The sequence below is a fragment of the Marinifilum flexuosum genome (genome assembly GCF_003610555.1).
In the GTDB taxonomy this organism is placed as follows: domain Bacteria; phylum Bacteroidota; class Bacteroidia; order Bacteroidales; family Marinifilaceae; genus Marinifilum; species Marinifilum flexuosum.
On sequence record NZ_RAPQ01000013.1, the window covers coordinates 40,562 to 67,043 of the forward strand.

23 protein-coding genes are annotated in these 26,482 nt (G+C 35.7%); 7 read left to right on the plus strand and 16 right to left on the minus strand.

The window, feature by feature from the left end; genetic code table 11:
- Position 1: 1 nt before the first annotated feature.
- From murG to mraZ, 10 genes are all read right to left on the minus strand, one after another.
- Entirely contained in the window at positions 2-1,102 is a 1,101-nt protein-coding gene (murG, locus tag BXY64_RS19780; RefSeq protein WP_120241702.1) for an undecaprenyldiphospho-muramoylpentapeptide beta-N-acetylglucosaminyltransferase, read from the minus strand.
- The gene (locus BXY64_RS19785) at positions 1,086-2,276 is read right to left on the minus strand and encodes an FtsW/RodA/SpoVE family cell cycle protein (RefSeq protein ID WP_245996716.1); all 1,191 of its coding nucleotides are present in this window, start codon (positions 2,274-2,276) and stop codon (positions 1,086-1,088) included. Before BXY64_RS19785 ends, murG begins: the two co-directional genes overlap by 17 nt.
- A 15-nt stretch (positions 2,277-2,291) precedes the next feature.
- Positions 2,292-3,629, minus strand: coding sequence for a UDP-N-acetylmuramoyl-L-alanine--D-glutamate ligase (gene murD, locus BXY64_RS19790; RefSeq protein ID WP_120241703.1), 1,338 nt, complete (start codon positions 3,627-3,629; stop codon positions 2,292-2,294).
- A gap of 10 nt (positions 3,630-3,639) precedes the next feature.
- Positions 3,640-4,005 carry a four helix bundle protein gene (locus BXY64_RS19795; RefSeq protein ID WP_120241704.1) on the minus strand — a complete coding sequence of 122 codons (366 nt, stop codon included), beginning with the start codon at positions 4,003-4,005 and terminating at the stop codon, positions 3,640-3,642.
- 27 nt (positions 4,006-4,032) lie between these two features.
- The gene (mraY, locus tag BXY64_RS19800; protein WP_110362763.1) at positions 4,033-5,286 is read right to left on the minus strand and encodes a phospho-N-acetylmuramoyl-pentapeptide-transferase; all 1,254 of its coding nucleotides are present in this window, start codon (positions 5,284-5,286) and stop codon (positions 4,033-4,035) included.
- Positions 5,287-5,288: 2 nt separating this feature from the next.
- Positions 5,289-6,746, minus strand: coding sequence for a UDP-N-acetylmuramoyl-L-alanyl-D-glutamate--2,6-diaminopimelate ligase (locus BXY64_RS19805; RefSeq protein WP_120241705.1), 1,458 nt, complete (start codon positions 6,744-6,746; stop codon positions 5,289-5,291).
- 10 nt (positions 6,747-6,756) lie between these two features.
- Complete coding sequence (locus BXY64_RS19810) at positions 6,757-8,874, minus strand: penicillin-binding protein (protein ID WP_120241706.1); 2,118 nt, start codon at positions 8,872-8,874, stop codon at positions 6,757-6,759.
- Positions 8,874-9,254 carry an FtsL-like putative cell division protein gene (locus BXY64_RS19815; RefSeq protein ID WP_110362767.1) on the minus strand — a complete coding sequence of 127 codons (381 nt, stop codon included), beginning with the start codon at positions 9,252-9,254 and terminating at the stop codon, positions 8,874-8,876. The genes BXY64_RS19810 and BXY64_RS19815 overlap by 1 nt, the downstream gene beginning before the upstream one ends.
- A 1-nt stretch (position 9,255) precedes the next feature.
- Positions 9,256-10,161: a 16S rRNA (cytosine(1402)-N(4))-methyltransferase RsmH gene (gene rsmH / locus BXY64_RS19820; protein WP_120241707.1), complete on the minus strand. Its 906-nt coding sequence runs from the start codon at positions 10,159-10,161 to the stop codon at positions 9,256-9,258.
- 64 nt (positions 10,162-10,225) lie between these two features.
- Positions 10,226-10,690, minus strand: a complete 465-nt coding sequence (gene mraZ / locus BXY64_RS19825) for a division/cell wall cluster transcriptional repressor MraZ (RefSeq protein WP_120241708.1) — start codon at positions 10,688-10,690, stop codon at positions 10,226-10,228.
- A 207-nt stretch (positions 10,691-10,897) separates the two neighbouring features.
- On the opposite strand from mraZ, the gene BXY64_RS19830 reads away from it, so the two are divergent.
- On the plus strand, positions 10,898-11,728 hold the full coding sequence (locus BXY64_RS19830) for a 1-acyl-sn-glycerol-3-phosphate acyltransferase (protein WP_120241709.1): 831 nt from the start codon (positions 10,898-10,900) through the stop codon (positions 11,726-11,728).
- Between the two features lie 126 nt (positions 11,729-11,854).
- Entirely contained in the window at positions 11,855-12,835 is a 981-nt protein-coding gene (locus BXY64_RS19835; RefSeq protein ID WP_120241710.1) for a GNAT family N-acetyltransferase, read from the plus strand.
- 67 nt (positions 12,836-12,902) lie between these two features.
- Here the strand turns inward: BXY64_RS19835 and BXY64_RS19840 are convergent, their stop codons facing one another.
- The 3 genes from BXY64_RS19840 to BXY64_RS19850 are packed head-to-tail and all read right to left on the minus strand — an operon-like array spanning position 12,903 to position 16,212.
- Positions 12,903-14,804, minus strand: a complete 1,902-nt coding sequence (locus tag BXY64_RS19840; protein WP_120241711.1) for an amidophosphoribosyltransferase — start codon at positions 14,802-14,804, stop codon at positions 12,903-12,905.
- Positions 14,805-14,841: 37 nt separating this feature from the next.
- Positions 14,842-15,324 (minus strand): hypothetical protein, encoded by a 483-nt coding sequence (locus tag BXY64_RS19845; RefSeq protein ID WP_147376050.1) that lies wholly within the window; start codon positions 15,322-15,324, stop codon positions 14,842-14,844.
- 51 nt (positions 15,325-15,375) lie between these two features.
- Positions 15,376-16,212 carry a universal stress protein gene (locus BXY64_RS19850; RefSeq protein ID WP_120241713.1) on the minus strand — a complete coding sequence of 279 codons (837 nt, stop codon included), beginning with the start codon at positions 16,210-16,212 and terminating at the stop codon, positions 15,376-15,378.
- A 410-nt stretch (positions 16,213-16,622) separates the two neighbouring features.
- On the opposite strand from BXY64_RS19850, the gene miaB reads away from it, so the two are divergent.
- Both miaB and BXY64_RS19860 read left to right on the plus strand, forming a co-directional pair.
- Positions 16,623-17,954, plus strand: coding sequence for a tRNA (N6-isopentenyl adenosine(37)-C2)-methylthiotransferase MiaB (miaB, locus tag BXY64_RS19855; protein WP_120241714.1), 1,332 nt, complete (start codon positions 16,623-16,625; stop codon positions 17,952-17,954).
- 55 nt (positions 17,955-18,009) lie between these two features.
- Positions 18,010-18,528 (plus strand): GNAT family N-acetyltransferase, encoded by a 519-nt coding sequence (locus tag BXY64_RS19860; RefSeq protein WP_120241779.1) that lies wholly within the window; start codon positions 18,010-18,012, stop codon positions 18,526-18,528.
- Positions 18,529-18,533: 5 nt separating this feature from the next.
- Here the strand turns inward: BXY64_RS19860 and BXY64_RS19865 are convergent, their stop codons facing one another.
- The gene (locus BXY64_RS19865; RefSeq protein ID WP_110362788.1) at positions 18,534-18,845 is read right to left on the minus strand and encodes an STAS domain-containing protein; all 312 of its coding nucleotides are present in this window, start codon (positions 18,843-18,845) and stop codon (positions 18,534-18,536) included.
- 346 nt (positions 18,846-19,191) lie between these two features.
- On the opposite strand from BXY64_RS19865, the gene BXY64_RS19870 reads away from it, so the two are divergent.
- The 3 genes from BXY64_RS19870 (at position 19,192) to BXY64_RS19880 (ending at position 24,599) form a co-directional block, all read left to right on the plus strand.
- Entirely contained in the window at positions 19,192-22,392 is a 3,201-nt protein-coding gene (locus BXY64_RS19870; RefSeq protein ID WP_211334563.1) for a S41 family peptidase, read from the plus strand.
- 392 nt (positions 22,393-22,784) lie between these two features.
- Positions 22,785-23,849, plus strand: a complete 1,065-nt coding sequence (locus BXY64_RS19875) for an ATP-grasp domain-containing protein (protein WP_120241715.1) — start codon at positions 22,785-22,787, stop codon at positions 23,847-23,849.
- A gap of 153 nt (positions 23,850-24,002) precedes the next feature.
- Positions 24,003-24,599: a hypothetical protein gene (locus tag BXY64_RS19880; protein WP_147376051.1), complete on the plus strand. Its 597-nt coding sequence runs from the start codon at positions 24,003-24,005 to the stop codon at positions 24,597-24,599.
- Positions 24,600-24,687: 88 nt separating this feature from the next.
- Here BXY64_RS19880 and BXY64_RS19885 read toward each other — a convergent pair whose 3' ends face one another.
- Together BXY64_RS19885 and BXY64_RS19890 are read right to left on the minus strand one after the other, a co-directional pair.
- Positions 24,688-25,680, minus strand: coding sequence for an electron transfer flavoprotein subunit alpha/FixB family protein (locus BXY64_RS19885; RefSeq protein ID WP_120241717.1), 993 nt, complete (start codon positions 25,678-25,680; stop codon positions 24,688-24,690).
- A 9-nt stretch (positions 25,681-25,689) separates the two neighbouring features.
- Positions 25,690-26,475 (minus strand): electron transfer flavoprotein subunit beta/FixA family protein, encoded by a 786-nt coding sequence (locus BXY64_RS19890; RefSeq protein WP_120241718.1) that lies wholly within the window; start codon positions 26,473-26,475, stop codon positions 25,690-25,692.
- Positions 26,476-26,482: the final 7 nt, after the last annotated feature.

Genomic DNA, 26,482 nt, shown 5'->3' on the forward strand with positions numbered 1-26,482 from the left:
ATTATATCATTGCAAGAATGTGTTCTGCTATATCATCTGCTGCATCAGGTTTGGCAAGCAACTTACAATTTTTTGCCAACTGAGCACATCTTTCTTCCTTATTGATTAAGTCTAAAGCTTGTGGAATTAAATTCACTTCTGCTTCAGCATCCTTTACCATCACCGCAGCATCTTTATTTACCAATGCCATTGCATTTTTGGTTTGATGATCTTCCGAAACATTAGGCGAAGGCACCAAAATACATGCTTTCTCCACCAAGCACAATTCAGAAATGGTTCCTGCTCCTGCTCTTGAAATTACAATGTCAGCAGCAGCATAAGCCAAATCCATACGGCTCAAAAAATCAGTAAACTTTAAATTAGGCAAATCCCAATTTTCAAGCTCTTTTTTTACTTTTTCTATATAAAACTTTCCTGTTTGCCAAATCACCTGAACTCCTGATTGAGAAATAGCATCAAGTGAATTTAAAACACTATTGTTTATGGTTCTTGCACCCAGACTACCTCCAACAATCAAGATTGTTTTTTTATCAGACTTCAAGTCAAAATGCTTTAAGGCTTCCTCTCTTTTCGATTCAATTTCCATCAAATCCTTACGAACAGGATTCCCTGTCATCACAATCTTCTCCTTTGGAAAGAATCGCTCCATTCCTTCGTAGGCAACACAAATTTTCTTAGCCTTTTTAGCTAGTAATTTATTGGTGATCCCGGCATAGGAGTTTTGTTCCTGAATTAATGCAGGCACACCTAGTTTTGCAGCTACATGTAATAATGGTCCGCTGGCATAACCTCCAACACCAACAACAGCATCAGGTTCAAAGCCCTTCACAATTGCTTTTGCTTTCCATATACTTTTTAACAAACGAGGGAAAAACTTTAAATTCTCCTTCGATAAACTTCTTTGTAAACCGCGAATAGGCAATCCAACTATATCATATCCAGCAGCAGGAACTTTTTCCATTTCCATTTTTCCTTCGGCACCTACAAACAAAATTTCACAATCCTGATGCTTTTGTTTTAAAGCATTGGCAATAGAAATGGCCGGATAGATATGTCCTCCGGTTCCTCCGCCGCTAACTATTATTTTAATTTTCTGCTTCATTTAATCTTTTTTCTTCTTCGTTTGCCCAATTGCTAATACTTAGTATCATCCCCAAAGCGGCACTGGTAAATATCAAGGATGTTCCTCCCATACTTACCAAAGGCAATGGCTGACCTGTTACCGGAATTAAATTCACCGAAACAGCCATATTTGTCAAAGCCTGAAAAACGATACTTAAGGTTAAACCTATGACCAAAAATGCGGGAAATGTTCTACTACATTTCCGAACTATTATTCCAGCCCGATACAGTAAGAACAGATATAAGGCAAGAATTCCAAATCCTCCAACCCATCCCATTTCTTCGAGTATAATGGCATAAATAAAATCGGAATATGGATGTGGTAAAAAATTACGTTGTGTACTATTGCCCGGCATTTTACCAAAAATACCCCCCGAAACAACTGCAATTTTTGCTTGTTCCACCTGGTAGTTTTGATTATTATTTATACTTCGTTCCTCATCAAAAAAGTTCTCGATTCTACTTCGAACCGTTTGAACACGCCCTAAACTCGGAATTACCGGAGCCAATGCAATTAACAACACCAAAACCAGCAATACAGCAGCAATACTACCAAACAAATATTTATAAGCTACACGACCTATAAACATCAAAATATAACAGATACCTCCTAATAATACAGAGGTAGAAAAGTCATCTAAAAATATCAGAAAGCACACTATTCCTATTGGAATAATCAGATGAATAAAAGCTTCTTTACTACATCCGAGCTTTCCTTGAAACCTCGATAAAGTCCTGGAAACATGCAATATCAAAGCCAGCTTTGCCAATTCAGAGGGTTGGAAATTAAATCCAATTCCTGGAATTGTTATCCATCGGGAAGCATCATTCAAATTCGTTCCAATTAATTTGGCCAATATTAGCATCCCAACCGATATTACCAGAATGATGTTTGCAAAACTGGAATAATATCGATGTGGCATGGCATGTACAAAATACATTATAACAAAACATCCACCCAATAAAACCAACTGCTTTATCAAGAAATAAGATGTGTTTCCTCCACGAACTTTATAAGCCAATGTTCCCGTTGAGCTATAAACCACCAGCAACGAAACCAAAGACAATAGTAAAATGACAATCCAAATTACTTTATCGCCTCTTAGTTTAGGATTCTTAATCCAGTTCCACATTCTTGCCAGCCAGTTCTGCATAAACTATTCCTCTTTTTACAGATTTCTTACTTCTTCTTTAAATTGATCCCCTCGGTCTTCATACGATTTAAACAAATCGAAACTTGCACATGCAGGTGATAACAATACTACCTCATCCTTATTAGCAATTTCATAGGATAATTTCACCGCTTTTTCCATCGAATTAGCATCTACTATGGTCTTTACTCTTCCATCAAAAGCTTTATGAATTTTTTCATTATCAACACCTAAACACACAATTCCCTTCACTTTCTCATCAACCAAGTCATAAAGCACGGAGTAATCATTTCCCTTATCAACACCACCAACAATCCATACAACAGGCTCTTCCATGCTTTCCAAGGCATACCAGGTTGAATTAATGTTTGTAGCTTTTGAATCATTGATAAACTGAATGCCACGCACTTTCACAACTTTTTCCAATCGGTGATTTACACCCTGAAAATCACTTAGACTCTCACGTATTGCATCTTTTCTAATGCCTAATACACTTCCGGCAATTCCTGATGCCAATGAGTTATATACGTTGTGTATTCCAGGTAATGATAAATCCTTTTTATCCATAGATATTTTGTATTCGTTACAATCAATTGTTAACAATTCTTTCTCAAGCCATCCACCTGTTTTCAGTTCTTTTTTAACTGAAAAAGGAAATAGTTGAGCTTTAGAGTTCCAATTCTCCATTTCTTTGCTGATGATTTCATCATCGCAACAATACACAAAAGCATCACTTTCTGTAAGGTTCTGTATAATGCGAAACTTCGAATCGACATAGTTCTGCATTTTATAATCGTACCGATCTAAATGATCAGGTGTAATATTCAATAAGATCGCGATATCCGCTTTGAACTGATACATTCCATCCAGCTGAAAACTGCTCAATTCAAGCACATAGTAATCAAAATTTTTCTCGGCAACTTGCCAAGCTAAACTTTCGCCAACATTACCTGCCAAACCAACATTTAAGCCTGCTTTTTTTAGCATATGATAAAGCACTAATGTTGTAGTGGTTTTGCCGTTACTACCCGTAATGCAAATCATCTTTGCATCACTATATCTTCCCGCAAATTCAATTTCAGAGATTACAGGAATACCTTTACCCTTCAGCTTTAAAATTAAAGGCGCCTTATCTGGAATTCCTGGGCTTTTCACTACTTCAGTAGCTGAAAGTATTTTGCCTTCGCTATGTTCTCCCTCTTCAAAATCTATTTTATACTCTTGAAGAGCTTTTTTGTACTTATCACTGATTTTTCCAAGATCAGATACAAACACATCAAATCCTTTCGCCTGAGCAAGAACTGCTGCTCCAACTCCACTTTCTCCTGCACCTAATATGACAATTCTCTTATTCAATGTATAATGCTTAGTTATTAATGTTTAATGATGCTTTAGCAGATTTAATAATACTTGTAATTAGTTTAATGATCTCCACCGCATCTTTATTTATATTTTCATATTGATCCAAACTCAAGTAATCTGTTTCTTTTAAAAGTTCCAACCAATACATTGTTTCATTAATCTCTTTCTGTCCGATAGCCATTTTATGGATAAAATCCTTCTTTGTTTCTGCAAATTCAGCTTCTCTAATCATTGCTCCAACGCTAGTTCCTGATCTTAAAAGTTGCTTCGATAGTATAAATTCCTTTTTCTCTTCGTTCAAGTACCTAAACATTTTCACTATTCGAATTGCAAAAACAAAACTTTTATCTTTTATGGCATTCTCTTTCATTGACCATTAAACCTTAATCATTAAAAATTATCTTATTTTAAGCGTTACAATCGTGATCACCGCAAGGAAAATTCCGATAATCCAGAAACGTGTTACAATTTTTGGTTCCGGATATCCCTTCATTTGGTAGTGATGATGTAAGGGAGCCATTCTAAATATTCTTCGGCCTTCGCCATACTTCTTCCTGGTATATTTAAACCATGAAACCTGCATCATTACCGAAATATTCTCTACCAGGAAGATTCCACATAAAATAGGAATCAGCAATTCTTTATGAATGATAATTGCAAATACTGCAATAATTCCACCAAGTGATAACGAACCTGTATCTCCCATAAATACTTGTGCAGGGAATGAATTGTACCACATAAATCCAATGGTTGCACCAATAAATGCAGCTATAAATACTACCAACTCACCAGAATTTGGAATATACATGATATTCAAATAATCAGCATAAACAACGTGCCCCGACACATAAGCCAGAATCCCCAATGTAGCTCCAATAATTGCTGATGATCCTGTTGCTAAACCATCTAATCCATCGGTAATATTTGCACCATTGGAAACTGCTGTTACAATAAATATTGTGATAATTATAAACACCAACCAAGCCAATTTTGGAGCATGTTCTCCCGCAAAACTTACAAGATATTCATAGTCAAACTCGTTATTTTTAAAGAATGGGATAGTGGTTTTTGTTGACTTCACATCAGTTGTAAGTCTGGTAGCTCCTGGTTCTTCTGAAGTAAATCCTTCATCTACCAACTCTGTTTTTACACCAATTTCGTCAATATCCGCTTTTTCACGAACTACAACATCATCACTCAAATAAAGAGTAAGACCAACAATTAAACCAAGTCCAATCTGACCTGCTACCTTAAACCTTCCCTTTAATCCTTCTTTGTCTTTCTTGAATACTTTAATGTAATCATCAACAAAGCCAATAAAACCAAGCCAAACTGTGGTTATTACCATTAATATGATGTAGGTATTTTCCAATTTGGCAAAAAGTAGAACAGGAATCAAAATCGAAATGATAATGATAATTCCTCCCATTGTAGGAGTACCTTTTTTCTCAAGCTGACCAGCTAAACCCAAATCACGAACTATCTCCCCAATTTGTTGTTTTTGAAGTAATAAAATGATTTTCTTCCCAAATACCGTTGAAATAAACAAGGACAACATAATTGCCATTGACGCACGAAATGAAATGTAATCGAACATTCCAGCACCCGGAAAATCTAACTGATTTAAATATCTGAACAAATAATAAAACATACCTACAGTTTAAAAATTTCTTGTATTACTTCTTTATCATCAAAATGATGTTTCACTCCTTTTATTTCCTGGTAATCCTCGTGACCTTTTCCTGCCACCAGGATGATATCTCCTTTTTGTGCCAACATGTAAGCTGTACGAATGGCCTCTTTTCTATCGGTAATTGCTAAAACTTTTCTCAAGTCACTAGCATCAACACCTTCTTTCATATCCAAAATAATCTGATCAGGTTCTTCCGACCTTGGATTATCCGACGTCAAAATCACCTTATCGCTTAAATTCGCACTAATTTTTGCCATTGTTGGTCGCTTGGTTTTATCTCTATCTCCACCACATCCAACAACAGTTATCACTTGCTCGTTTCTGGTTCGCAATGCCTCTATGGTTTCTAAAACATTTTTCAAAGCATCAGGAGTATGGGCATAATCAACAATAGCCATTATTCCTTCCGGTGATATAATACTCTCAAATCTTCCGTCCACCGAAGTTAGTTCGCTAATTCCACGAAGTACTTCCTCCTTCTCCTGATTTAATAATCTGGCTGCTGCATATACGGCCAATAAATTGTGTGCATTAAAGTCACCAATAAAATTGGTCCAGGTTTCAACACCATCAATCTCCATCAACATTCCGGTAAAGTGCTTTTCCAAAATCTTACATCTGAAATCAGCAAAAGAACGCGATGAATACAAAAACTTATGTGCTTTTGTATTTTGCAGCATCAATTTTCCATTCTTGTCGTCAGCATTGGTAATGGCAAAAGATGTTTTACCTAGATCATCAAAAAAGCGTTTCTTCACTTTTAGGTACACATCAAATGTTTTGTGATAATCCAAGTGATCATGCGTAATATTGGTAAATATTCCTCCTTTAAATTGCAATGCACCAATTCGTTTTTGATCAATTGCATGCGAACTTACTTCCATAAAACAGAACTCACACCCTTCAGCAACCATATCTGCAAGCAATGCATTTAATTGCAATGGATCAGGAGTGGTATGAGTAGCAGCAATTTCTTTCTCATCCACATAATTTCTTACCGTTGACAACAATCCCACTTTGTACCCTAACTTTTTGAAAAGTCGATACAATAAAGTAGCAATTGTTGTTTTTCCATTTGTACCGGTAACACCAACCAGTTGAATATCATGTGTTGGTTTTCCGTAGTAATTGTGTGCCAATTCAGACAATACAGTCAATGAATCTTCAACAATGATATATGTAATTTCAGAGTTGGTAACTTTTGGCAATTCTTCACAAACAATAACTTTTACACCTTTCTCTTCTACTGATGCAATATACTTATGCCCATCACTCACAGTTCCCCTGCAAGCTACAAACAGGTCTCCTTCCTCTACCTTTCGGGAATCAAAATGAATGTTGTTGATCTCAACATCACTCATCCCCTTTAGGCTTTCTATTTTAACCGAACTAAAAAGTTCATTAATATTCACACTCATATCTTATTCTTTAAGATAAATCAATCGTTATTCTATCTCCCGAACGGAAATTGCTACCAGGACGCAAAGATTGTTTGGAAACAGAACCAACCCCACGTACTTGAACTCTCAACCCTACATTTTCCAATATATATAGTGCGTCTTGCACTCCCATTCCTTTTACATTCGGAACCAAAAAGTTCTTTACTCTTCTGTATTTGTATTCAATAACCGAGTCTTTACGAGATGTAACGACCCATTCTGTTTGAATTTTCGGGTTTGTGATATCAATATTCAAATCATCAAAAACCAAATCTAAATCTTCTTTGCTCCCGTTAAGGGAAATTGGCACTTTAGGTCCTTCCTCTTCTTCATTTTTTCTTTCCGGATGCATGGAATAGCTCATTGCATAAACCTTATCAGCAATTGATTTAAAAACCGGACCAGCAACCTGATTCCCATAAAACCCTTTCGTTTTATTTGGACGATTGATCACTACTACACAAGAATACATAGGATCATCAGCAGGAAAATAGCCCACAAATGAAGCTTGATAAACTTTATGACCATAGCCTTTTTTACCATCTGCAATTTGCGCCGTTCCAGTTTTACCTGCAATCTTATAGTTTGAATTTCTCAAGTTCCTGGCAGTTCCTCTCAAAACTACACCTTCCAACATATTCTGAATGGTTTCCAATGTTTGTCCAGAACAAATTTTTGATTTTAAAACTTCTTCATCAAACTTTGAGATCACTTCACCATGATATCTAATCTCCTTTACAAACTTCGGTTTCATCATTTTACCATCATTGGCAATTGCATTGTAAAAAGTTAGCGTTTGTAATGGAGTTTGATGCACCGAATATCCTATGGACATCCATGGCAATGAAATTCCGGACCAGGTTGGATCATCAGGATATTTTATTTTTGGTGTACCTTCACCTCTAATTTCCAGTCCAAGAGGTTCATTTAAACGAAAATCGTACAATCGATTAATAAATTCTCTTGGTTTATTTTTATAGTGCTCATCTACCAATCTCGAAATCCCAACATTCGAAGATTTTTCAAAAGCTTCCTGAACCGTTATCTTTCCATATCCTCCATGATGAGAATCTCTCATTTTTGCATTGTAAAAACGGTAAATTCCGTTACCTGTATCAACCGAATCCATTGGACCAACATAACCATCCTCCAACAACGCCATCATAGATGCCAGCTTAAAGGTTGAACCTGGTTCGGTTGCCTCCCCAATAGCATAGTTATACAACTCGCGATACTCTTTTTTCTTCTCATCATAGCCAATATTGGCGATGGCTTTAATGGCTCCTGTTTTCACTTCCATTAAAATAGCTGATCCATGATGCGCATTATATTTGACCAATTGATGATATAAAGCCGACTCGGCCACATCCTGATAATTGACATCAATGGTTGTAATCAGATCATTTCCATCCTTGGGTTCCACCATGTTTACAGGCAACCATCTTCCCGACATTTTTTGCATGATACTAACACCATCAACTCCTTTCAGCTCACTTTCAAATGCACCCTCCATGCCAACTCTACCAATCAACTTGTTGTTATCCTCTTTATTCAGGTAACCAATCGTTCTTGTAGCCAGATTTCTGTGAGGCTGTTGTCGTTTATTTTCTTGTTCACAAATTAAACCGCCTTTGTTTTTGCCCAATCGGAACAATGGAAAAGTTTTAATCACCTTAAGTTCATTGTAGTTTACCTTACGGCGATTAATCAGGACATATCGGTTGGATTTTTTCTTGTATTTTGAATTCCATAAGAATCGACGATATTCATTCTTCGATTTATCATTGAAAAATCTTGACAAACGAAGAGCCAACGAATCAACTTTCGATTTAAATACTTCATCGGTTAAACCTGAAGCTCTAAAGTCCATTCTTATTTGATAATATGGCAAAGAAGTAGCTAAAATACGTCCGTCTTCAGCACAAATATCTCCTCTATTGGCACGAACAATCACATCTCGTTGTGAGATTTTTTGAGCCTTTCCTCTCCAATAATCTCCTTCGAACAATTGTAAGGTCACAACGCGTCCTACAATCATTAATGCAAAAAACATTACAACTGCATACACCAAACCAACTCGCCATATGATATCTTTTTTTATTGGCACTATTTATCAATGTAAATTTTCACAGGAGGTTCCGTTGATTCAGTCAAACCCAAACCTTCCTTTTGAACTCGTTTTAAAACTTCCGATTGTTTACTCATATACATTAAATCCGAAGCCGTTGTAATCGACTCGAATCTTAGATCTTTCAATTCCTTTTCAAGGCTAACCATATCTCTATAAACCTTTTCTGATTTATATCGATTACTGATATAGAAAATACCAAGGCAAACCAAAAAAAGCACAAATGGCAATTGCTGAACAACTGCCGATTTAGTCAAAATACTACCGTCGATAAAATCCTTTACCGAAGCACTGGAAATCTCTTTCTGTTCTTTGGTAGGACTTACAAAATCGTTGTATTTTTTTCTAAATCTAAACATGCTATTTCAAATTTGGTTTTGCAATTCGAAGCTTGGCACTTCTTGCTCTGCCATTTCTTTCAATTTCTTCTTCGCCTGGCAAAATCACTTTTCTATTTACACTTGTCAGTGGTGTTTGAACATTGCCAAAGAAATCTTTCTCAGCTCCTCCTTCAAACTTGCCATCACGTATGTAATTTTTCACCAGTCGATCCTCCAACGAGTGATAAGTTATCACTACCAATCTACCTTCAGGCTTCAATACATCCGCACACTGCTCCAGCATTTCCTTGAGAACATCCATTTCCTTGTTCACCTCAATTCTTAGTGCTTGAAACACCTGAGCCAAATATTTATGATCTTTAAACTTTGGCACACATGGAGCGATCACCTCTTTAAACTGCTGAATGGTTTCAAAATTGTTCTCTTTGCGATAATTTTCAATCAATTTCACCAACTTACCAGGATTCTTCACTTCTCCATACATTTTGAAAATCTTAAACAAATCTTCAACATCGTAATCATTAAGAATATCAGCTGCCGTAAAATCTGAACTCTGGTTCATCCTCATATCCAAATCACCATCGAAACGGAAAGAAAAACCACGCTCTGCAACATCAAATTCGTGAGAAGAAACTCCTAAATCAGCTAAAATTCCATCGATCTTCTCATACCCCAGGTACTTTACAAAGTTTTTGAAGTATCTGAAATTGTGACGAACGAAAATAAAATTTTCATCATCCGGAACATTGGCTTCAGCATCTTCATCCTGATCAAAACCGATCAATTTTCCAGTAGTTAAATGCTTCAATATTTCTCGTGAGTGACCACCTCCTCCAAAGGTTAAATCCACATAGATTCCCTCAGGATTGATTTTCAATCCCTCAATACATTCATCCAACAAAACTGGTATATGATATTCACTCATTTCTAATCTTTTAATCACTATTTAAATCAAGCGCGAAGAAAGCCAATGTTTTTCTCAAAATCAATTATAATTCAGGATTAATACTCCCTCCTAAAATCTCATTTGCCAGACTGCTAAAATCATCGTCTGACAGTGCTGGTTTTTCGTAGGCTTCAGTATCCCAAATTTCGATCTTATCATCCTGCCCGGCTAAAGTGATATCCTTTCTAAAACCCGCAAACTCAAAAAACTTTTTGGGAATTAAGATTCTTCCATTACTATCAATCTGCACCTCTGCAGTACCTCTGTAAAATTCACGCATAAAAGCTGCATGTCTTTTATTGAAGGTATTTACTCTGGCTCTAACCATCTCAATTTGCCTTTCCCATTCTTTCATCGGATACAAATCAAGACACTTATCATGTAGGTTTTTTCTAAGTACACAACGATTCTCCGAATCTCCATTTAGAAGCTTCCGAAACGCTGAAGGCAACAACACACGACCTTTTGCGTCTAATTTGCATTTATAATCACCTATGAATGTTTGCATTAAAAAAACCGATTTACAATTGTAAAATTAGAGAAAAAAACTCCCACTTTCAACCACATAGTCCCACTTTTATTGTATTGTTGATAACTTTTCTTTGCTACAACAATTATTTATTATGCAGGATGCTCTATTATGTCCCTAAAATTAGACTAACAATGCAATAAATTTGCGATATTTGCAGGTCTAAATAATCTATGCTAAACTTTTATGGAAAGTAATTCAGATAATTATTTGAAAATTGATATAGAAAAAGTATTTGCAAGCAAAAGCGAAAAACTAGCAAAGCTTCTTCCTGGTTTTATTGTGAGATATTTAAAACGTATCATTCATCAAGATGAAATCAACGATTTTCTATCTAGAAATTATCAAAAACAGGGCATTGAATTTGCCGATAGCGTTTTGGAAGAACTTGATATCAAATTCAAAGTTGTAGGGCTTGAGAATATTGATAAAAACGGAAGATATTTATTTGCATCCAATCATCCACTTGGAGGTCCTGATGGAATTATTCTAATTAGCATATTTGGAAAAGAATTTAGCAATATTAGGTTCTTGGTAAACGACATCTTAATGAATATCAAAAATCTAAGCGATATATTTATTCCAATAAACAAACATGGAGGACAAGCAAAAGCTGCTGCAATTTTATTAGAGAGTGCATATCAATCCGATTCTACTATTCTAACATTTCCTGCAGGTTTAGTTTCACGAAAACAAAAGGGGAAAATTGAGGATTTAGAATGGAAGAAAAGTTTCATTGCAAAAGCAATAAAGCACAAAAGAGACATTGTACCCATACACATGGATGGCAGAAACTCTAACTTTTTCTACAATTTAGCCAATTTGAGAAAATTCTTTGGATTAAAATCTAATTTGGAAATGTTATATTTGCCAAACGAACTATTTAAGCAAAGAGGTAAAACCTTTACAGTCAGAATTGGAAAGCCTGTTTCTTATAAAACTTTTGATAAGAGCTTATCGTATGATAAGTGGGCCGACAAAATGAAAAGAGAATCATACAAACTTGCAGATCACTAAAAACGAAAATTACTTTTATCAAAAAATAAATAACATTAATATTATTTGTTTCGATTAGTGATTAATTTCGTTGCCCATTAATACCAAAAATAAAACCATCCTACTTAGGATTAACACCACTTTAAAATGAAAGAAATTATACCCCCTGTACCAAGAGAAGAGCTTGAAAAGGAGCTAACAGAAGAGAGATTTGTGCGCAAGACCAACAAGGGGTCTAATGAAATCTATTGCTTTACTCATCATGATTCGCCTAACTTAATGAAAGAAGTTGGTCGACTAAGAGAAATTACTTTTAGAAAAGCTGGTGGTGGAACCGGAAAAGAACTTGATATCGATAAATTCGACATTGATGAAAAACCGTATCACCAATTAATCGTTTGGGATCCTAAAGCCAAAGAAATTTTAGGTGGTTATCGTTATATTTTGTGTAGCGAAGCTCCTGTTGATGAAAATGGAGATACCTATTTGGCAACATCGAGACTTTTTAACTTCTCAGATGATTTTAAAAAGAACTATATACCACACATGATTGAGCTTGGCCGCTCTTTTGTTCAGCCGGATTATCAATCAATAAAAAAAGGCAGAAAAAGCTTATATGCTTTAGACAATTTGTGGGATGGACTTGGTGCTTTAATTGTTGATTATCCTGAAATTAAATATTTCTTTGGCAAGGTTACCATGTATCCTGATTACAATAGAGATGCAAGAAATCACATTCTGTATTTCATGAACAAAATGTTTAATGATGTAGAAAAATTGGCTTGGCCAACTACTCCGCTTCAAACAAACATGGATGAAGAACAATTGGCGAAAGATTTTTGCGGTGAAACTTTCGATGAGAATTATAAAATCTTATCACAAAATGTAAGAAAAAACGGGGAAAATATTCCTCCGCTTATCAATGCTTACATGGGTTTATCACCAACAATGAAATGTTTTGGCACTGCAGTAAACAAACACTTTGGCGATGTTGAAGAAACAGGAATCATGATTACGATTGCAGATGTTTACGATCAGAAGATAGACAGACACACATCGTCATATTTATCGTTTCTAAAGATCAAATTACCTAAGAAACCAAATCTGAATATCTTCAAGAAAAAATAAAACTAAGTGTTATAAAATAAAAAAGCCGATCGATTTGATCGGCTTTTCTTTTCTATTTTTTTTCTTATTAATAAGATCTCTTATCGTTTCCTTCCACGTAGTTAATGAATGAAGTATTCACAACTTTGTTTCCTCCTGGAGTTGGATAGTTTCCAGTAAAATACCAGTCACCATTATTCTCAGGACAAGCTTCATGAAGATTTTCTATTGATTGATACACAATCTGTACTTCAGCTTCAATACCTTCCGGCGTAAGTAATTCTGCAATTTTCGCTGAAATTTCCTCTGCAGTAAAAGGCTTGTAAATTTCCTTTACGTAATTCACAATCTCTTCTTTTGGAAGATTTTCCTGAGCTTTACACTTTTTGTAAGTCTCCTCAATAATATGCTCCATTCCACGCTCTTTAAGCATAGCAATGGTTGCGTTAAAGGCAATAAATTCACCCATTCTTGTCATATCTATACCATAACAGTCAGGGTAACGAATTTGCGGAGCCGAAGAAACAATAACAATCTTTTTAGGATGTAAGCGATCTAAAATTCTTAAAATACTTTTCTTAAGCGTAGTACCACGAACAATAGAGTCATCAATCACAACAAGATTATCTTCCTGATTCTTCACAACTCCATAGGTTACATCATAAACATGACCAACCAAATCATCTCTTCCTTCGTCGTTGGTAATAAAAGTTCTAAGCTTAACATCCTTAATTGCAATCTTCTCAACACGAGGCTCTACAGAAATAATTTCCTGTAATTTCTCTTCAGTCCAACTGCCATTTAAGTCGTGAATCTGCTCTTTTTTCTCTTCCATTAACTTCTGACGAACCCCTTCCATCATACCATAAAAGGCAGTTTCAGCAGTGTTTGGAATAAAAGAAAATACTGTATTCTTAATATCATGATCTACCGAATCAAGAATAGCAGGAGTCAACAATTGACCTAATTTCTTTCTTTCCAAATAGATATCCTTATCGCTACCTCTCGAGAAATAAATTCTTTCGAATGAACAAGATCTTCTTTTCTGAGGCACACGAACTGGAACCTCTTCTATCTTACCATCTTTCTTGATGATAACCGCATTACCAGGAGCAATTTCCTTAATTGTATTGGCACGAACATTAAATGTTGTTTGAATTACTGGTCTTTCCGAGGCAACAACAACAACTTCATCATCCTGATAATAAAATGCTGGACGAATTCCCCAAGGATCGCGCATTACAAATGAATCGCCATGACCAAACATACCTCCAACTGCATAACCTCCATCCCAGGATCTACTTGCACTTGAAAGAATTTTTTGAATATCAATACTGTCTTCAATTAAAGGAGAAATTTCTCTATTTGAATATCCATCATTTTTATACTGACGGAACAACATTTGATTTTCTTCATCCAGATAGTGACCAACTTTTTCTAAGATTGTAACTGTATCGGTATAATCTTTAGGATGCTGTCCCAAATCAACCAAAAGATTAAAAAGTTCATCAACATTGGTTAGGTTAAAATTCCCTGCCAACACTAAATTTCTCGACTTCCAGTTGTTTTCACGCATAACAGGATGAACAAAATCAATACTGTTACGCCCAAAAGTTCCGTATCTCAAATGCCCCAAATACAATTCACCTGCAAATGGTAAGTTTTCCTTCGCCCACACAGGATCTTTAAAGCTTTCAGGATTATTCTTTTCTCCTTCACGCAATCTTCCATAAATGTTTTCGAAAACTTCTTTAATAGGTTGGTTCCCACAAGATCTTTCTCTGGAAATGTACTTTTCTCCAGGAGTTTGATCTAACTTCAAACCAACAACACCTGCACCTTCTTGTCCTCTATTGTGTTGTTTTTCCATCAACAAATAAAGCTTTTGAATACCATATTGCCAGGATCCATATTTTTCCTTGTAGTATTCAAGAGGTTTAAGCAGTCGGATCATTGCTATCCCGCACTCATGCTTTAATTGGTCACTCATTCTTTTATTCTTAAATGGTTATTTAGTATGTATTTTGCTATTCTATATTGTCATCAACAATTAGCTCTTTCTCTTCTTTTAATGGTTCCATTTCAGAAAACATTATCTCCGTTTTCACCGGATAACAATTTGGGTAAAATTCAGCACATGCTTTATACAATTCTATTGATTCAAGTTTTGTTCTAAAATTACCAACACGCACTCTAAAATCAGGAGCTGTATACACTACATAAGCTCTTTCTTCTGGAAATAATTCCAAAAACTCATCTTTTATTTGGAAAGCCTTTTCTCTATCGGTACTCCCTCCAAAAAATATCTGAATTCTATATCCTGTGAAACTTTGTTTCTGAGAATTAATGATACTATCAGTTTCAAGCAATTGATCAATTCTTTCATCTTGAAGAATATTAACTGTCCCAATTGAATCACTCTTCGTTTCAACACTTTCATAATTCTGAGCTTTCGCAGAACCTCCAATCAACATGAAAACAAAAATTGCTATAAACCAACAGTACTTCATACATTGTATATTTAAAAATTATAAATAGCTTCTACATCTATAACCAATTGTCTATTTCCAATTCGGAACAGAAAGAATTGGCACTTCCGATTTATTAACCATTTGCTCTGCATAAGATCCAAAAAACATGCTAAAAGTTGTTTCGGCCTGTTCAGTCATAATGGCAATTAAATCTGCATTAATTTCTCTTGCATACTCAAGAGCGGTTGTGGTATTATTATCTCCTTTACGGATATCTTTTACCACTTCTATATTTTTCTCATTCAAATATTCTTCAGCCTGTCTCATATAGTGCTCAATCTTTCCAACAATGGCAGTGTCGGATGATTCATGAACACCTAAAACATGAACTTTTGCTTTACAAGCTTCAGCCAATTCAGCTACATAAGGGATTTTCTTTCTGGTTTCATTACTGGCATCAAATGGCATTAAAATCGTAGCAACCCCACTCTTCGACAATTCTTCGCGAACCGTAATCACAGGACAACTTGCATTGCTTACCACCTTAAAAGCATTGCTTCCAATAAAAAACTCTTCAAATCCCGATGCACCATAAGCTCCCATCACAATCAAGTAAGAATCGCCATACTTTGCCTGGTTAACGATCTCTCTATACACACTACCGGTTCTTATTTTAAAATCAAAAACTCCATTCTCTACTTGGTAAGCAGGCGAATGAAGTTCTATCAGTTTTTCAAAATATTCTTGAACGGTATGCACTATTTGATCCTCAAATTCATTAAAGTGAAATGGAATCTCAAATTTCTTTGATTTTTTCACATGAATCATTCTCAAATCCGTACCGAGATGGTTTGCCAAATTAAGCGCAAACTTCAAAGCCTTGAGCGAATCACCGGAAAAATCTACTGGAACCAAAATACGTTTCATCTTTCTTAGTTTTTCATTATTCTGTGATACAAATACAGTTCCCAACTTCAATTTACATAAACAAAATTGGCAACAACGAGAGAATTCATTTCTAAACCCACTCAATATCAAGGCCTTTTAAAAAGCTGAATTTGCGGGATAAAAATACACAAAATTATTTAGCAACAAACACAATTTTCAATCCAAGACATTCTTAAAAAAAGAACAAATTGAATTGGAGAAGAATAAAAGCCAGCACCATTAAATTTACAAATTTATCGGGGAACAAAAGACATCTATTTTTCTAACTCAAACTCAATTAATTCCCAAGCAATAGTGTTTTTAAAACAATTCTAAATGATCGCACTACCTCTTGTTAATCAATTGAGATAATGTACCTTTGCACGAAATTTTAAACTGAGGATATCAGAATGAGCGAAATTAGCAAGAAATTGTTTTTGGAGACTTACGGATGCCAAATGAATGTGGCAGACAGTGAAGTGGTTGCTGCTATTATGCAACACGATGGATTTGAGATTACCAAAACAAGAGAAGAAGCAGATGTAATTCTAGTTAATACATGTTCGGTACGTGAAAATGCTGAGCAGAGAGTTAGAGGAAGAGTTCAGGGATTTTCGGAACTTAAGAAAAAGAACCCTAAACTATTGGTAGGAGTTATTGGCTGCATGGCAGAACGTTTAGGTGATAAACTTTTTGAACAAGAGAAAAATGTAAATATTGTGGTTGGCCCTGATGCTTATATGGATCTACCTATGTTGGTAAAAAAAGCAGAAACTGGAGAAAAAGCCATAAATATAGAATTGTCGCTAACCGAAACCTACAAAGACATCTGTCCTTCAAGAATTGATGAAACTGCTATTTCAGGATTCGTTTCAATTATGCGTGGTTGTAATAATTTCTGTACCTATTGTATTGTTCCATACACAAGAGGTAGAGAAAGAAGCCGTAACCCGGAAAGCATTATAAAAGAGGTTAGAGATTTGGCTGAGAAAGGTTACAAAGAAGTTACCTTACTTGGACAAAATGTAAACTCATTCAAATTTAAAAACTCGGTTTCAGAAATCAGCTTTCCTGAATTATTGGAAATGGTTGCCAAGGCAGAACCTAACATGAGAATTCGTTTTGCAACTTCGCATCCAAAAGATATGAGTGATGATACCCTAAGAGTAATTGCGAAATATCCAAATATCTGCAAACACATTCACTTGCCGGTACAATCTGGTAGCGATTCGGTTCTTAAAGACATGCGTAGAAAATATACTCGCGAATGGTACATGAACAGAATTGAAGCCATTCGTGAAATTGTACCGGATTGTGGTATTTCTACTGATATTTTCTGTGGTTTCCACAAGGAAAGTGAAGAAGATTTTACACAAACTTTAGACCTAATGAAATGGGCAAAATACGATTTGGCCTTCATGTTTAAATACTCTGAAAGACCAGGAACATTTGCTTATAAAAATCTGGAAGACAACATTCCTGAAGATGTTAAAAGTGAGCGTTTAACTCAAATGATAGAACTTCAGAATCAATTATCATTGGAAAGTAACCAAAAAGATATTGGACAAGTTTTCGAAGTTTTAGTTGAAGGTGTTTCTAAAAAATCTGAAGAAGAACTTTTTGGAAGAAGCTCTCAAAATAAAGTTATTGTATTCCCAAGAAAGGATTATAAAGTTGGTGATTTTGTTCAGGTAAAAGTCACCGATTGTACTCAAGCAACATTAAGAGGAGAATCAGTATAATTCCATTGAGCCATGCAAAATGTATGGCTCATTTTTTATTTTCAAAACATCTACAATGAAAATCTCTATCCGTCCGGAAAATAAAAATGACTACTCTACAATATCAATGGTAAATGATATGGCTTTTGGTCAGGAAGCAGAAGGCAAATTGATAGAGAAATTAAGAAAGAATAAAAAGTTTATAAAAGATTTGTCATTAGTAGCCTGTATGGGCAACGAAATCATTGGCCACATTCTTTTCTTTCCAATTACAATTAAGGGAAATGAACAAGAATTCAACACTTTGGCATTAGCGCCAATGTCGGTTATTCCAGAATTACAAGGCTTGGGAATTGGAAGCCAATTGGTTGAAAAGGGTATTGCCAAAGCAAAAAAACTAGGTCACGAATCCATAATCGTATTAGGTCACGAAAATTACTATCCTAAATTTGGTTTTAAACCAGCTAATACATTTAATATCAGCGCGCCATTCGATGTTCCCGAAAATGTATTTATGGCTTTGGAAATGGTCAAAGGTGCTTTGTCAACAGTTGAAGGAACCGTTGAATATCCAAAAGAATTTGATGAAGTTTAGCAGCTTCAGTTCTTGCCAATAGCGAATGATTCTTTCATTCCAACAAGATCTACCAATTCAATAACATCATCGGAAAGGTTCGCTAAAGAAAACAATTTCTCATTGGCTTTGGCTAGCTCTGCAATGGCTTTTAATGCCGAAAATCCTTGCGAATCAATAAAGCTTACCCCATTTAAATCCAGCACAACTTGTTTTCCGGATTTTTCAATAAAATCAATGATTTCTTTCTTCACCATTTCCGAAATCATACTATTAATTCTGCGCGTTCCTTCTAAAGATGCAATTACAGATTGTTCTTGTATTCGAAAATTTAACATTGCAATTCTAATTGATGTTTAACTATATCGTATCAAAGAAAACGGAATTTCTCTAAAATCCAATTTTATCATTCTTAACGTGAGTACGATTCCAATAGCATAGTACGATACCGAACATGATTTTGTTCACATTCGAACAACTTTTTTTTTCAAAACAATATTTTAATCAATAATTCACCTAATAATCACTTCATTATGTTTTTTGGTATAGTATCTGATAAGAATGCTTTGTCAAAAATATATCAAGTCACAATTTAGAGTTTTTAAACTAGACCAATTCGTTATGATTAAAAAACTGTTTTTTCTTACAACCTTTTTAATTGCGCTAGCAAAAAGTTTACTCGGAATGGATACACCTTTATGGCTTAGGTATCCGGCAATCTCTCCAAATGGTGAAACCATTGTTTTCGAATACGGTGGCGATCTATTTACTGTTTCGGCTGAAGGTGGTGTTGCATACCCACTAACAACTAACACAGCATACGATTACAAACCAGTATGGTCACCTGATGGTTCTACCATTGCTTTTGCATCGAACAGATTTGGGAATTTCGACATTTACAAAGTTGGCGTTAATGGAGGTACTCCTGAAAGGCTAACATTTTATTCTGGTAGCGAATCTCCATCTTCTTTTACTCCTGATGGCAAGCACATTTTATTCTCAGCATTAATTAGCGATGATACAAAAAATGTAATGTTCCCATCTGGTGCTTTATCTGAACTTTATAGCGTACCTAGCAATGGTGGAAAAATATCACAAATTCTTACCACTCCGGCATTGGATGCCAAGTACAGCAACAATATGGAATATATTCTATATCGCGACAGTAAAGGATATGAAGATCACTGGAGAAAACATCATACATCTGCGGTAACAAGAGACATTTGGTTGTACAATACCAAAACTCAAAAGCACAGCATGTTCTCTGAATTTAATGGCGAGGATTTGTATCCGGTATTTAGTGCTGATAACAATGAGATTTACTACTTATCAGAAAAGTCAGGTAGTTTTAATGTTTGGAAAGCTCCTGTTGATAATAAATCTGAATTGACTCAAATATCAAATTTCGATAAGCACCCTGTTAGATTCCTAAGTATTTCAAACAATAACAAACTATGTTATTCCTACAATGGTGAGATTTACACTCAGGAAAAAGGCAAAGATCCTGTCAAGCTGAAAGTAAGTTTAGCTACAGATAATAAAGAGAATGCCGTTAATTTCGAAAGGTTAAGTGGCGGAGCCAGAGAAATGAGCGTATCTCCAAATGGCAAAGAAGTTGCTTTTATTGTGAGAGGTGAAGTATTTGTAACCTCTGTAGAATACGGAACTACCAAAAGAATTACCAATACTCCTGAACAAGAAAGATCAGTTAGCTTTAGTCCCGATGGCAAAGCATTATTATACGCATCGGAACGAAATGGAAGTTGGAACCTATATCAAACCAAATTGGTTCGTGAGGGAGAAACTCAATTCTCAAATGCAACTACACTAAAAGAAGAAGTGATTTTAGAATCTCCTGCTGCAACTTTCCAACCTAAATTCTCTCCAGATGGAAAAGAGGTAGCTTTCCTCGAAGAAAGAGTAATTCTTAAAGTGATAAATCTGAAAACAAAGAAAGTTCGCGAAATTTTAGGCAAAAAATACAACTACTCCTACTCTGATGGAGATCAGCATTACGAATGGTCGAACGATGGAAAATGGTTCTTGGTTGACTTTTATCCTCACACCATTTTTATGTCGGATGTAGCAATTGTAGATGCTCAAGGCAATGGCAAGATGATCAATATTACCGAAAGTGGTTATAGCGATTCAAATGCGAAATGGTCGCTTAAAGGCAATGCAATGATATGGTTCACCGACCGAAGAGGCTATCGTTCTCATGGTAGTTGGGGTTCTCAATCAGATGTTTACATTCAGTTCTTCAATCAGGAAGCAATAGATGATTTCAAACTTTCGAAAGAAGAGAAGGAACTAGAGAAAGAGGAAGAAAAAGCGAAAAAGGAAAGTAAAAAAGAAGAAGAGTCTGATAAAAAAGACAAGAAGGATAAGAAAGACAAAAAAGATAAGAAGGATGATGAAAAGACTCCACTTGATATTGAATTCTCAGGAATGGAGGATCGTCAGATTTGTCTAACCATAAATCCTTCGAATTTATCGGATGCAATTTTAACTCCTGATGGTAAAAAATTATTCTACCTAAGTAAATTCGAAGATGGATATGACCTTTGGGTTAACGATTTGGAAGAAAAATCAACTAAAAAGGTACTAGATTTGAAAGGTGGCGGTGGAGCTATGCAGTTCGATAAAGATGCGAAGAATTTATTCTTAATGTCAGGCAGAAGCATTATTAAAGTAGATGTTGCTTCTAATAAGCGCAAAAACATCAGTTACGCTGCCGAGATGTATCTTGATAAATCAAAGGAAAGAGAATACATGTTCAACCATGTTTGGACAACCATGAAGAAAAAATTCTACGATCCGGAGATGCATCAGCTTGACTGGGAATTTTACAAGTCGGAATATGAAAAGTTTTTACCACACATTAATAACAATTTCGATTTTGCAGAAATGCTAAGTGAATTGTTGGGAGAATTAAATGCCTCTCATACAGGTTCTGGCTATCGTCATAACTCAAAAAATGCAGATAGAACTGCAAAACTAGGTGCATTCTACGATTGGAATTATGAAGGTGATGGATTAAGAATTGCTGAAATCCTTGAAAAAGGTCCTTTAAACCAAGCTGATTCTAAAATTAAGCCAGGTGTAATCATCGAAAAAATTGATGGTATTGCAATCACAAAGGATAAGAGTCATTACCCAATGCTTAACCACAAAGCTGGTAAAAAGGTATTATTGAGCTTATATAGTCCTTATACAAAAGAGCGCTGGGAAGAAGTTGTAAAACCTATTTCAAGTGTTAGGACTTTGCTTTACGAACGTTGGGTAAAAAGCCGTCAAGAAGAGGTTAAACGCTTATCTGATGGTAAAATTGGATATGTTCATGTTCAAGGTATGAACTCTCCAAGCTATCGCAAAATCTACTCTGAAATGTTGGGCAAATATGGTACTTGCGATGCAATTATCGTTGACACTAGATTTAACGGTGGAGGATGGTTGCACGATGACCTTGTTACCTTATTGAGTGGTCAAATCTATTCAACTTTATCACCTCGAGGACAAGACTTTGGTACAGAGCCAATGTTCAAATGGAAGAAACCATCAGCTGTTTTAACCGGTGAAGGCAATTACTCTGATGCATGTGCATTCCCATACGCATATCAAACTTTAAAAATTGGTAAGTTAATTGGTATGCCTGTACCAGGTACAATGACTGCTGTTTGGTGGGAAACTTTACAAGACAGAAGCTTGTATTTTGGAATGCCTATGGTTGGTGTAAAAGATATGAAAGGAAAATATATCGAGAACCAACAAATTGAACCTGACATTAAAGTTCGTAACGATTACGAAATGGTTATTCAAGGACGTGACCAGCAACTTGAAAAAGCTGTGGAACATTTGCTTGAAGAGGTTAAAAAGAATAATTAGTCTGTGTAGTCAAGATACCCCGCAAAGCACAGCTCACAATGAGTTTGTGCTTTCGGGAAATCTTAATTGCCTGCAAAAAATAAGAGGCAAAGCTCAATACTTCTCATTTCACCTCAAATGATTTGAGCTTTGTCCTCGCTTTAAATGAACAATAACAAACATACCCCCTTCCAAAGATAACTCACTTTGGAAGAGTCTGTTCCTCCCTCCTCTTCTATACATTGAACGGACAAAATAAAACCGAAAATTGCACAGCATAGGGGCACCGCAATTTTCGGTTTTTTATCTATACAACATCAGTATTAAAAACAGCTCTCTATTAGCATCGTCACATCTGGATTTCTCTTTGAGCTTTGCGGATTTCTGTGATATTTACTAACTTAACTAATAAGATGACCACTAACGTATTATTAATAGATGATTATGGAGGCCCAAATTTATTGGACACCATTCGCTGCCTGAGTTATGAACAGGCTGTTAATATCTTTGTGGTTTCTCCCGAAAGGAAAACTTATTTTAATACCATTCCCTATTCGAAATATGTATCAAAATATCAATATCTAAAGTCTTCAGATCCCCAAAAGATCATTCAAGAAATAAGTGCATTGGAAAAAGAATGGGATATCAATCTTATTTTACCCGTAAAGTACTCCAACTATCAATTCATAACGAAATATAGAGCACTATTCAATGGTTCGGTTTTTCCACCAATGCCTACCCAAAGTACATTTGCTACCGTTACCAATAAGCTTTTTCTTGCAGAGTTTTTAGTAAACAATTCTTTTCCAAGTCCTAAAACTAAAGAAATATCAGCCGACAATATTCAGCAGTTTAATTTTCCATTACTTCTTAAACCCAGAACTGATTACGAGGAAAACAGAATTATGGAATGTAAGTCGAGAGAAGAATACGAAGAAAAAATCAGCAATCTTGATTTTAAAGCAGATCAATATGTGATTCAGGAAAAGTTGAACGGAGAAGATATCGATATCAGTTTCATTGCTGAAAATGGCGAAATTCTAGCCTATACCATCCAAAAAGGTTTGGTACGCGAAGCCTTTTCTTTTGCTACTGGGATAGAGTTCCTGGAAAACCAAAAACTATTGGATGAGACAAAGGCCATAGTCAATAAACTTAAATGGAGTGGTATTGCGCACCTCGATTTTATTTACCGAAAGGAAACAGATTCCTATTTGCTTATTGACTTCAATCCAAGAGTGTGGAGTACAATGATTGGTTCATTGTATGCCGGAGTTAATTTTCCCGGCTTAATGATTTCCCGGGCAAATCATAAAGAAATTAATTTTGAAGGATACCAAAAGACCAAATTTTACCTGGCCAAAGCAGCTCTACAAAGCAAAAGTTTCTCTGCTCTTAAAACTTCATCCTGGCCATACATTCTAAAAGATCCATTGCCAGAAATTGCAAAGATCATTGGTAAATTCAAATCAAGGTGAAAACTTCTTAATCTCTTCTTCTATTTAAAATTATCACAAAATAATAAAACACTCTAAATTACTAATAATCAAAACTTATTTCATTACCTTTATGATAGACTAAACCTTTTAAAATAATTTAGAAAAATACTTACAATTACTACTCATAAAGCTATGCGCAAAGATCTCCTAAGCCTATTGGATGGTAAATCGAATCTCTGGAAGAGGTTAATGTTAGATTACCCAGCTAAACTTGAAAAGGAATTAACAGAGGAAGATGAAGAATTACAAGTATTTCTTTACTATAGCGTAATGGCTTTGGATACCTGCTTTGAGCCATCGGGAGAAGAAAAACTTTTCGATCTGGATGTCTATCAAATTGATCCTGTAGACTTAATGTTTTCATTTAGAGATATAGTTGAATCCTTAATGTGTTTTTATTTTTTCCAACACGGTTATCATCCCTATTTGGTTAAAAGATATGTAGAGATCAGAAGTAAAATACACCCAGGAAATGGAGGTGAAAACTACATTAAAAGTATGTTTGAAAATGCTTCAACTATTGGTAGTATTACCAGAGATTGCTTTTTGAATCTTTCTGAATATTTTGACATTCCCCAAACAGATGAAAAAGTTATGCAATTGTTTTGCATTCTACAAACCTATTACGATCAAATAAAAAAGGGACTTAAAAAAAATGATAAAAGCTCAACTAAAGGTCTTTATCTGATAAAGTATGCATATGATATGGACAACAATTCATCCTGCTAAATGATTTTATTATTTGCAAAGCAAAAAAAGACCTGCCAGAATGATTCTAAGCAGGTCTTTCAACTTTTAGTTAGTGGTTACCCCAAAATTACTTTTCCAATCGCTCGGTAAGCTTTTTGATGATTTGTTTAGCATCCCCCACGATACCCAAATCTGCTACCTGGAAAATTGGTGCATCCTTATCTTTGTTCACTGCGATAATCAAATCTGATTCTTCCATACCAGCAACGTGCTGAATAGCTCCAGAAATACCAAAAGCGAAATACAAGTCAGGACGTACAGTTTTACCTGTTTGACCTACCTGACGCTCGTGTCCGATATAACCAGCATCAACCATTGCACGAGAAGCTGAAACTTCTGCTTCCAATGTCTGAGCCAATCCGTCCATTGCTTTGAAACCTTCCTCGTTTCCGATTCCACGACCACCCGAAACCAAAATTCTAGCTTCGGTAATGTCGATCAAATCGGTATCTTTTTTTACAGTTTCCAACAACTTCACTTTGAACTTAGCAGTGTTGAATTTCACTTCGTAGTTCACAACTTCACCAGTACGGTTTTCGTCAGCATCCATTGCAAACAATACTCCCGGACGAACAGTACCCATTTGTGGACGGTGGTTCTTACATGCAATAGTTGCCATTAGGTTACCTCCGAAAGCAGGACGAGTCATTAACAACTCTCCTTTTTTACCAATTTCAATCTTAGTACAATCTGCTGTTAAACCAGTTGCTGCACGAGCTGATACTCTTGGTCCCAAATCACGACCTAAAGTCGTAGCACCGATCAACATCGATTCTGGTTTTCTGTCTTCAATAATCTGGCAAATTGCCTGTGTATATGGTTCTGTAGTATACTCTGCCAATTCAGGAGCATCAACAACAATCACCTCATCAGCACCACTTGCAATTAAGCTCTGTGCCTGATCAGCAATATTGTGTCCCAATAACATTGCATACACTTTGTCGTTCAACTCATCAGCTAATTTTCTAGCCTGTCCTAACAACTCTAAAGCTACATTCTGAATAACACCTTCACGTTGTTCAATGAAAACGTAAATCCCTTTGTAATCTTCTAAATTCATGGCTATATATTAGTTAAGAATGAATTTCTCTTTTAATTTCTTGATGATGATTCCTACTGCCTCATCAGTCTCTACCTCGTACAATTCACCTGCTGGTTTCAAACCACGTGCAAATGCTTTGTGTACACTTGTTGGAGAACCTTTCAATCCAAGGTTTTTCTCATCAACTTCAATTTCGTTGAATCCCCAAACTTCTACTTCCTTCTGGTAAGCATCAACAATACCTCCAACGTTCATGTAACGTGGGTTGTTAGCCGATGAAAGAACAGTTACCACACAAGGTGCTTCTACCTCTAGCATTTGGTAACCTTCTTCGATATGACGCTTCATGGTGAAAGTCTTGTCACCGTCGAATTTCAAATCTTCCAAATATGATACCTGTGGTAAATCAAGGTGTTCAGCAATCTGAGGACCTACCTGTGCAGTATCACCATCAATCGCCTGACGACCTGTGATCAATAGATCAAAATCGATCTTTCTTAATGCACCTGCCAATGCGTGTGAAGTAGCCAAAGTATCTGCTCCGGCAAATTTTCTATCTGTCAAGTGGATCGCACGATCAACTCCCATAGCATAAGCCTCACGAAGAATCAAATCAGCCTGAGGAGGTCCCATGGTAATTACTGTTACGTGAGCTCCTTTTTCATCTTTCAATTGAAGTGCCATCTCCAAACCACTCTTATCATCCGGGTTCATGATACTTGGCACACCATCACGGATCAAAGTTCCCGTTTTTGGATCTATTTTAATTTCGGTAGTATCCGGTACCTGCTTAATACAGACAACTATTTTCATTTCTTTT

What these genes read in the sequence shown, in the direction of transcription:
- murG (WP_120241702.1), bottom strand. Translation starts at nt 1,102, where the DNA reads ATGAAGCAGAAAATTAAAATAATAGTTAGCGGCGGAGGAACCGGAGGA.
- BXY64_RS19785 (WP_245996716.1), bottom strand. Translation starts at nt 2,276, where the DNA reads ATGCAGAACTGGCTGGCAAGAATGTGGAACTGGATTAAGAATCCTAAA.
- BXY64_RS19795 (WP_120241704.1), bottom strand. Translation starts at nt 4,005, where the DNA reads ATGAAAGAGAATGCCATAAAAGATAAAAGTTTTGTTTTTGCAATTCGA.
- mraY (WP_110362763.1), bottom strand. Translation starts at nt 5,286, where the DNA reads ATGTTTTATTATTTGTTCAGATATTTAAATCAGTTAGATTTTCCGGGT.
- BXY64_RS19805 (WP_120241705.1), bottom strand. Translation starts at nt 6,746, where the DNA reads ATGAGTGTGAATATTAATGAACTTTTTAGTTCGGTTAAAATAGAAAGC.
- BXY64_RS19815 (WP_110362767.1), bottom strand. Translation starts at nt 9,254, where the DNA reads ATGTTTAGATTTAGAAAAAAATACAACGATTTTGTAAGTCCTACCAAA.
- rsmH (WP_120241707.1), bottom strand. Translation starts at nt 10,161, where the DNA reads ATGAGTGAATATCATATACCAGTTTTGTTGGATGAATGTATTGAGGGA.
- mraZ (WP_120241708.1), bottom strand. Translation starts at nt 10,690, where the DNA reads ATGCAAACATTCATAGGTGATTATAAATGCAAATTAGACGCAAAAGGT.
- BXY64_RS19830 (WP_120241709.1), top strand. Translation starts at nt 10,898, where the DNA reads ATGGAAAGTAATTCAGATAATTATTTGAAAATTGATATAGAAAAAGTA.
- BXY64_RS19835 (WP_120241710.1), top strand. Translation starts at nt 11,855, where the DNA reads ATGAAAGAAATTATACCCCCTGTACCAAGAGAAGAGCTTGAAAAGGAG.
- BXY64_RS19840 (WP_120241711.1), bottom strand. Translation starts at nt 14,804, where the DNA reads ATGAGTGACCAATTAAAGCATGAGTGCGGGATAGCAATGATCCGACTG.
- BXY64_RS19845 (WP_147376050.1), bottom strand. Translation starts at nt 15,324, where the DNA reads ATGAAGTACTGTTGGTTTATAGCAATTTTTGTTTTCATGTTGATTGGA.
- BXY64_RS19850 (WP_120241713.1), bottom strand. Translation starts at nt 16,212, where the DNA reads ATGAAACGTATTTTGGTTCCAGTAGATTTTTCCGGTGATTCGCTCAAG.
- miaB (WP_120241714.1), top strand. Translation starts at nt 16,623, where the DNA reads ATGAGCGAAATTAGCAAGAAATTGTTTTTGGAGACTTACGGATGCCAA.
- BXY64_RS19860 (WP_120241779.1), top strand. Translation starts at nt 18,010, where the DNA reads ATGAAAATCTCTATCCGTCCGGAAAATAAAAATGACTACTCTACAATA.
- BXY64_RS19865 (WP_110362788.1), bottom strand. Translation starts at nt 18,845, where the DNA reads ATGTTAAATTTTCGAATACAAGAACAATCTGTAATTGCATCTTTAGAA.
- BXY64_RS19870 (WP_211334563.1), top strand. Translation starts at nt 19,192, where the DNA reads ATGGATACACCTTTATGGCTTAGGTATCCGGCAATCTCTCCAAATGGT.
- BXY64_RS19875 (WP_120241715.1), top strand. Translation starts at nt 22,785, where the DNA reads ATGACCACTAACGTATTATTAATAGATGATTATGGAGGCCCAAATTTA.
- BXY64_RS19880 (WP_147376051.1), top strand. Translation starts at nt 24,003, where the DNA reads ATGCGCAAAGATCTCCTAAGCCTATTGGATGGTAAATCGAATCTCTGG.
- BXY64_RS19885 (WP_120241717.1), bottom strand. Translation starts at nt 25,680, where the DNA reads ATGAATTTAGAAGATTACAAAGGGATTTACGTTTTCATTGAACAACGT.
- BXY64_RS19890 (WP_120241718.1), bottom strand. Translation starts at nt 26,475, where the DNA reads ATGAAAATAGTTGTCTGTATTAAGCAGGTACCGGATACTACCGAAATT.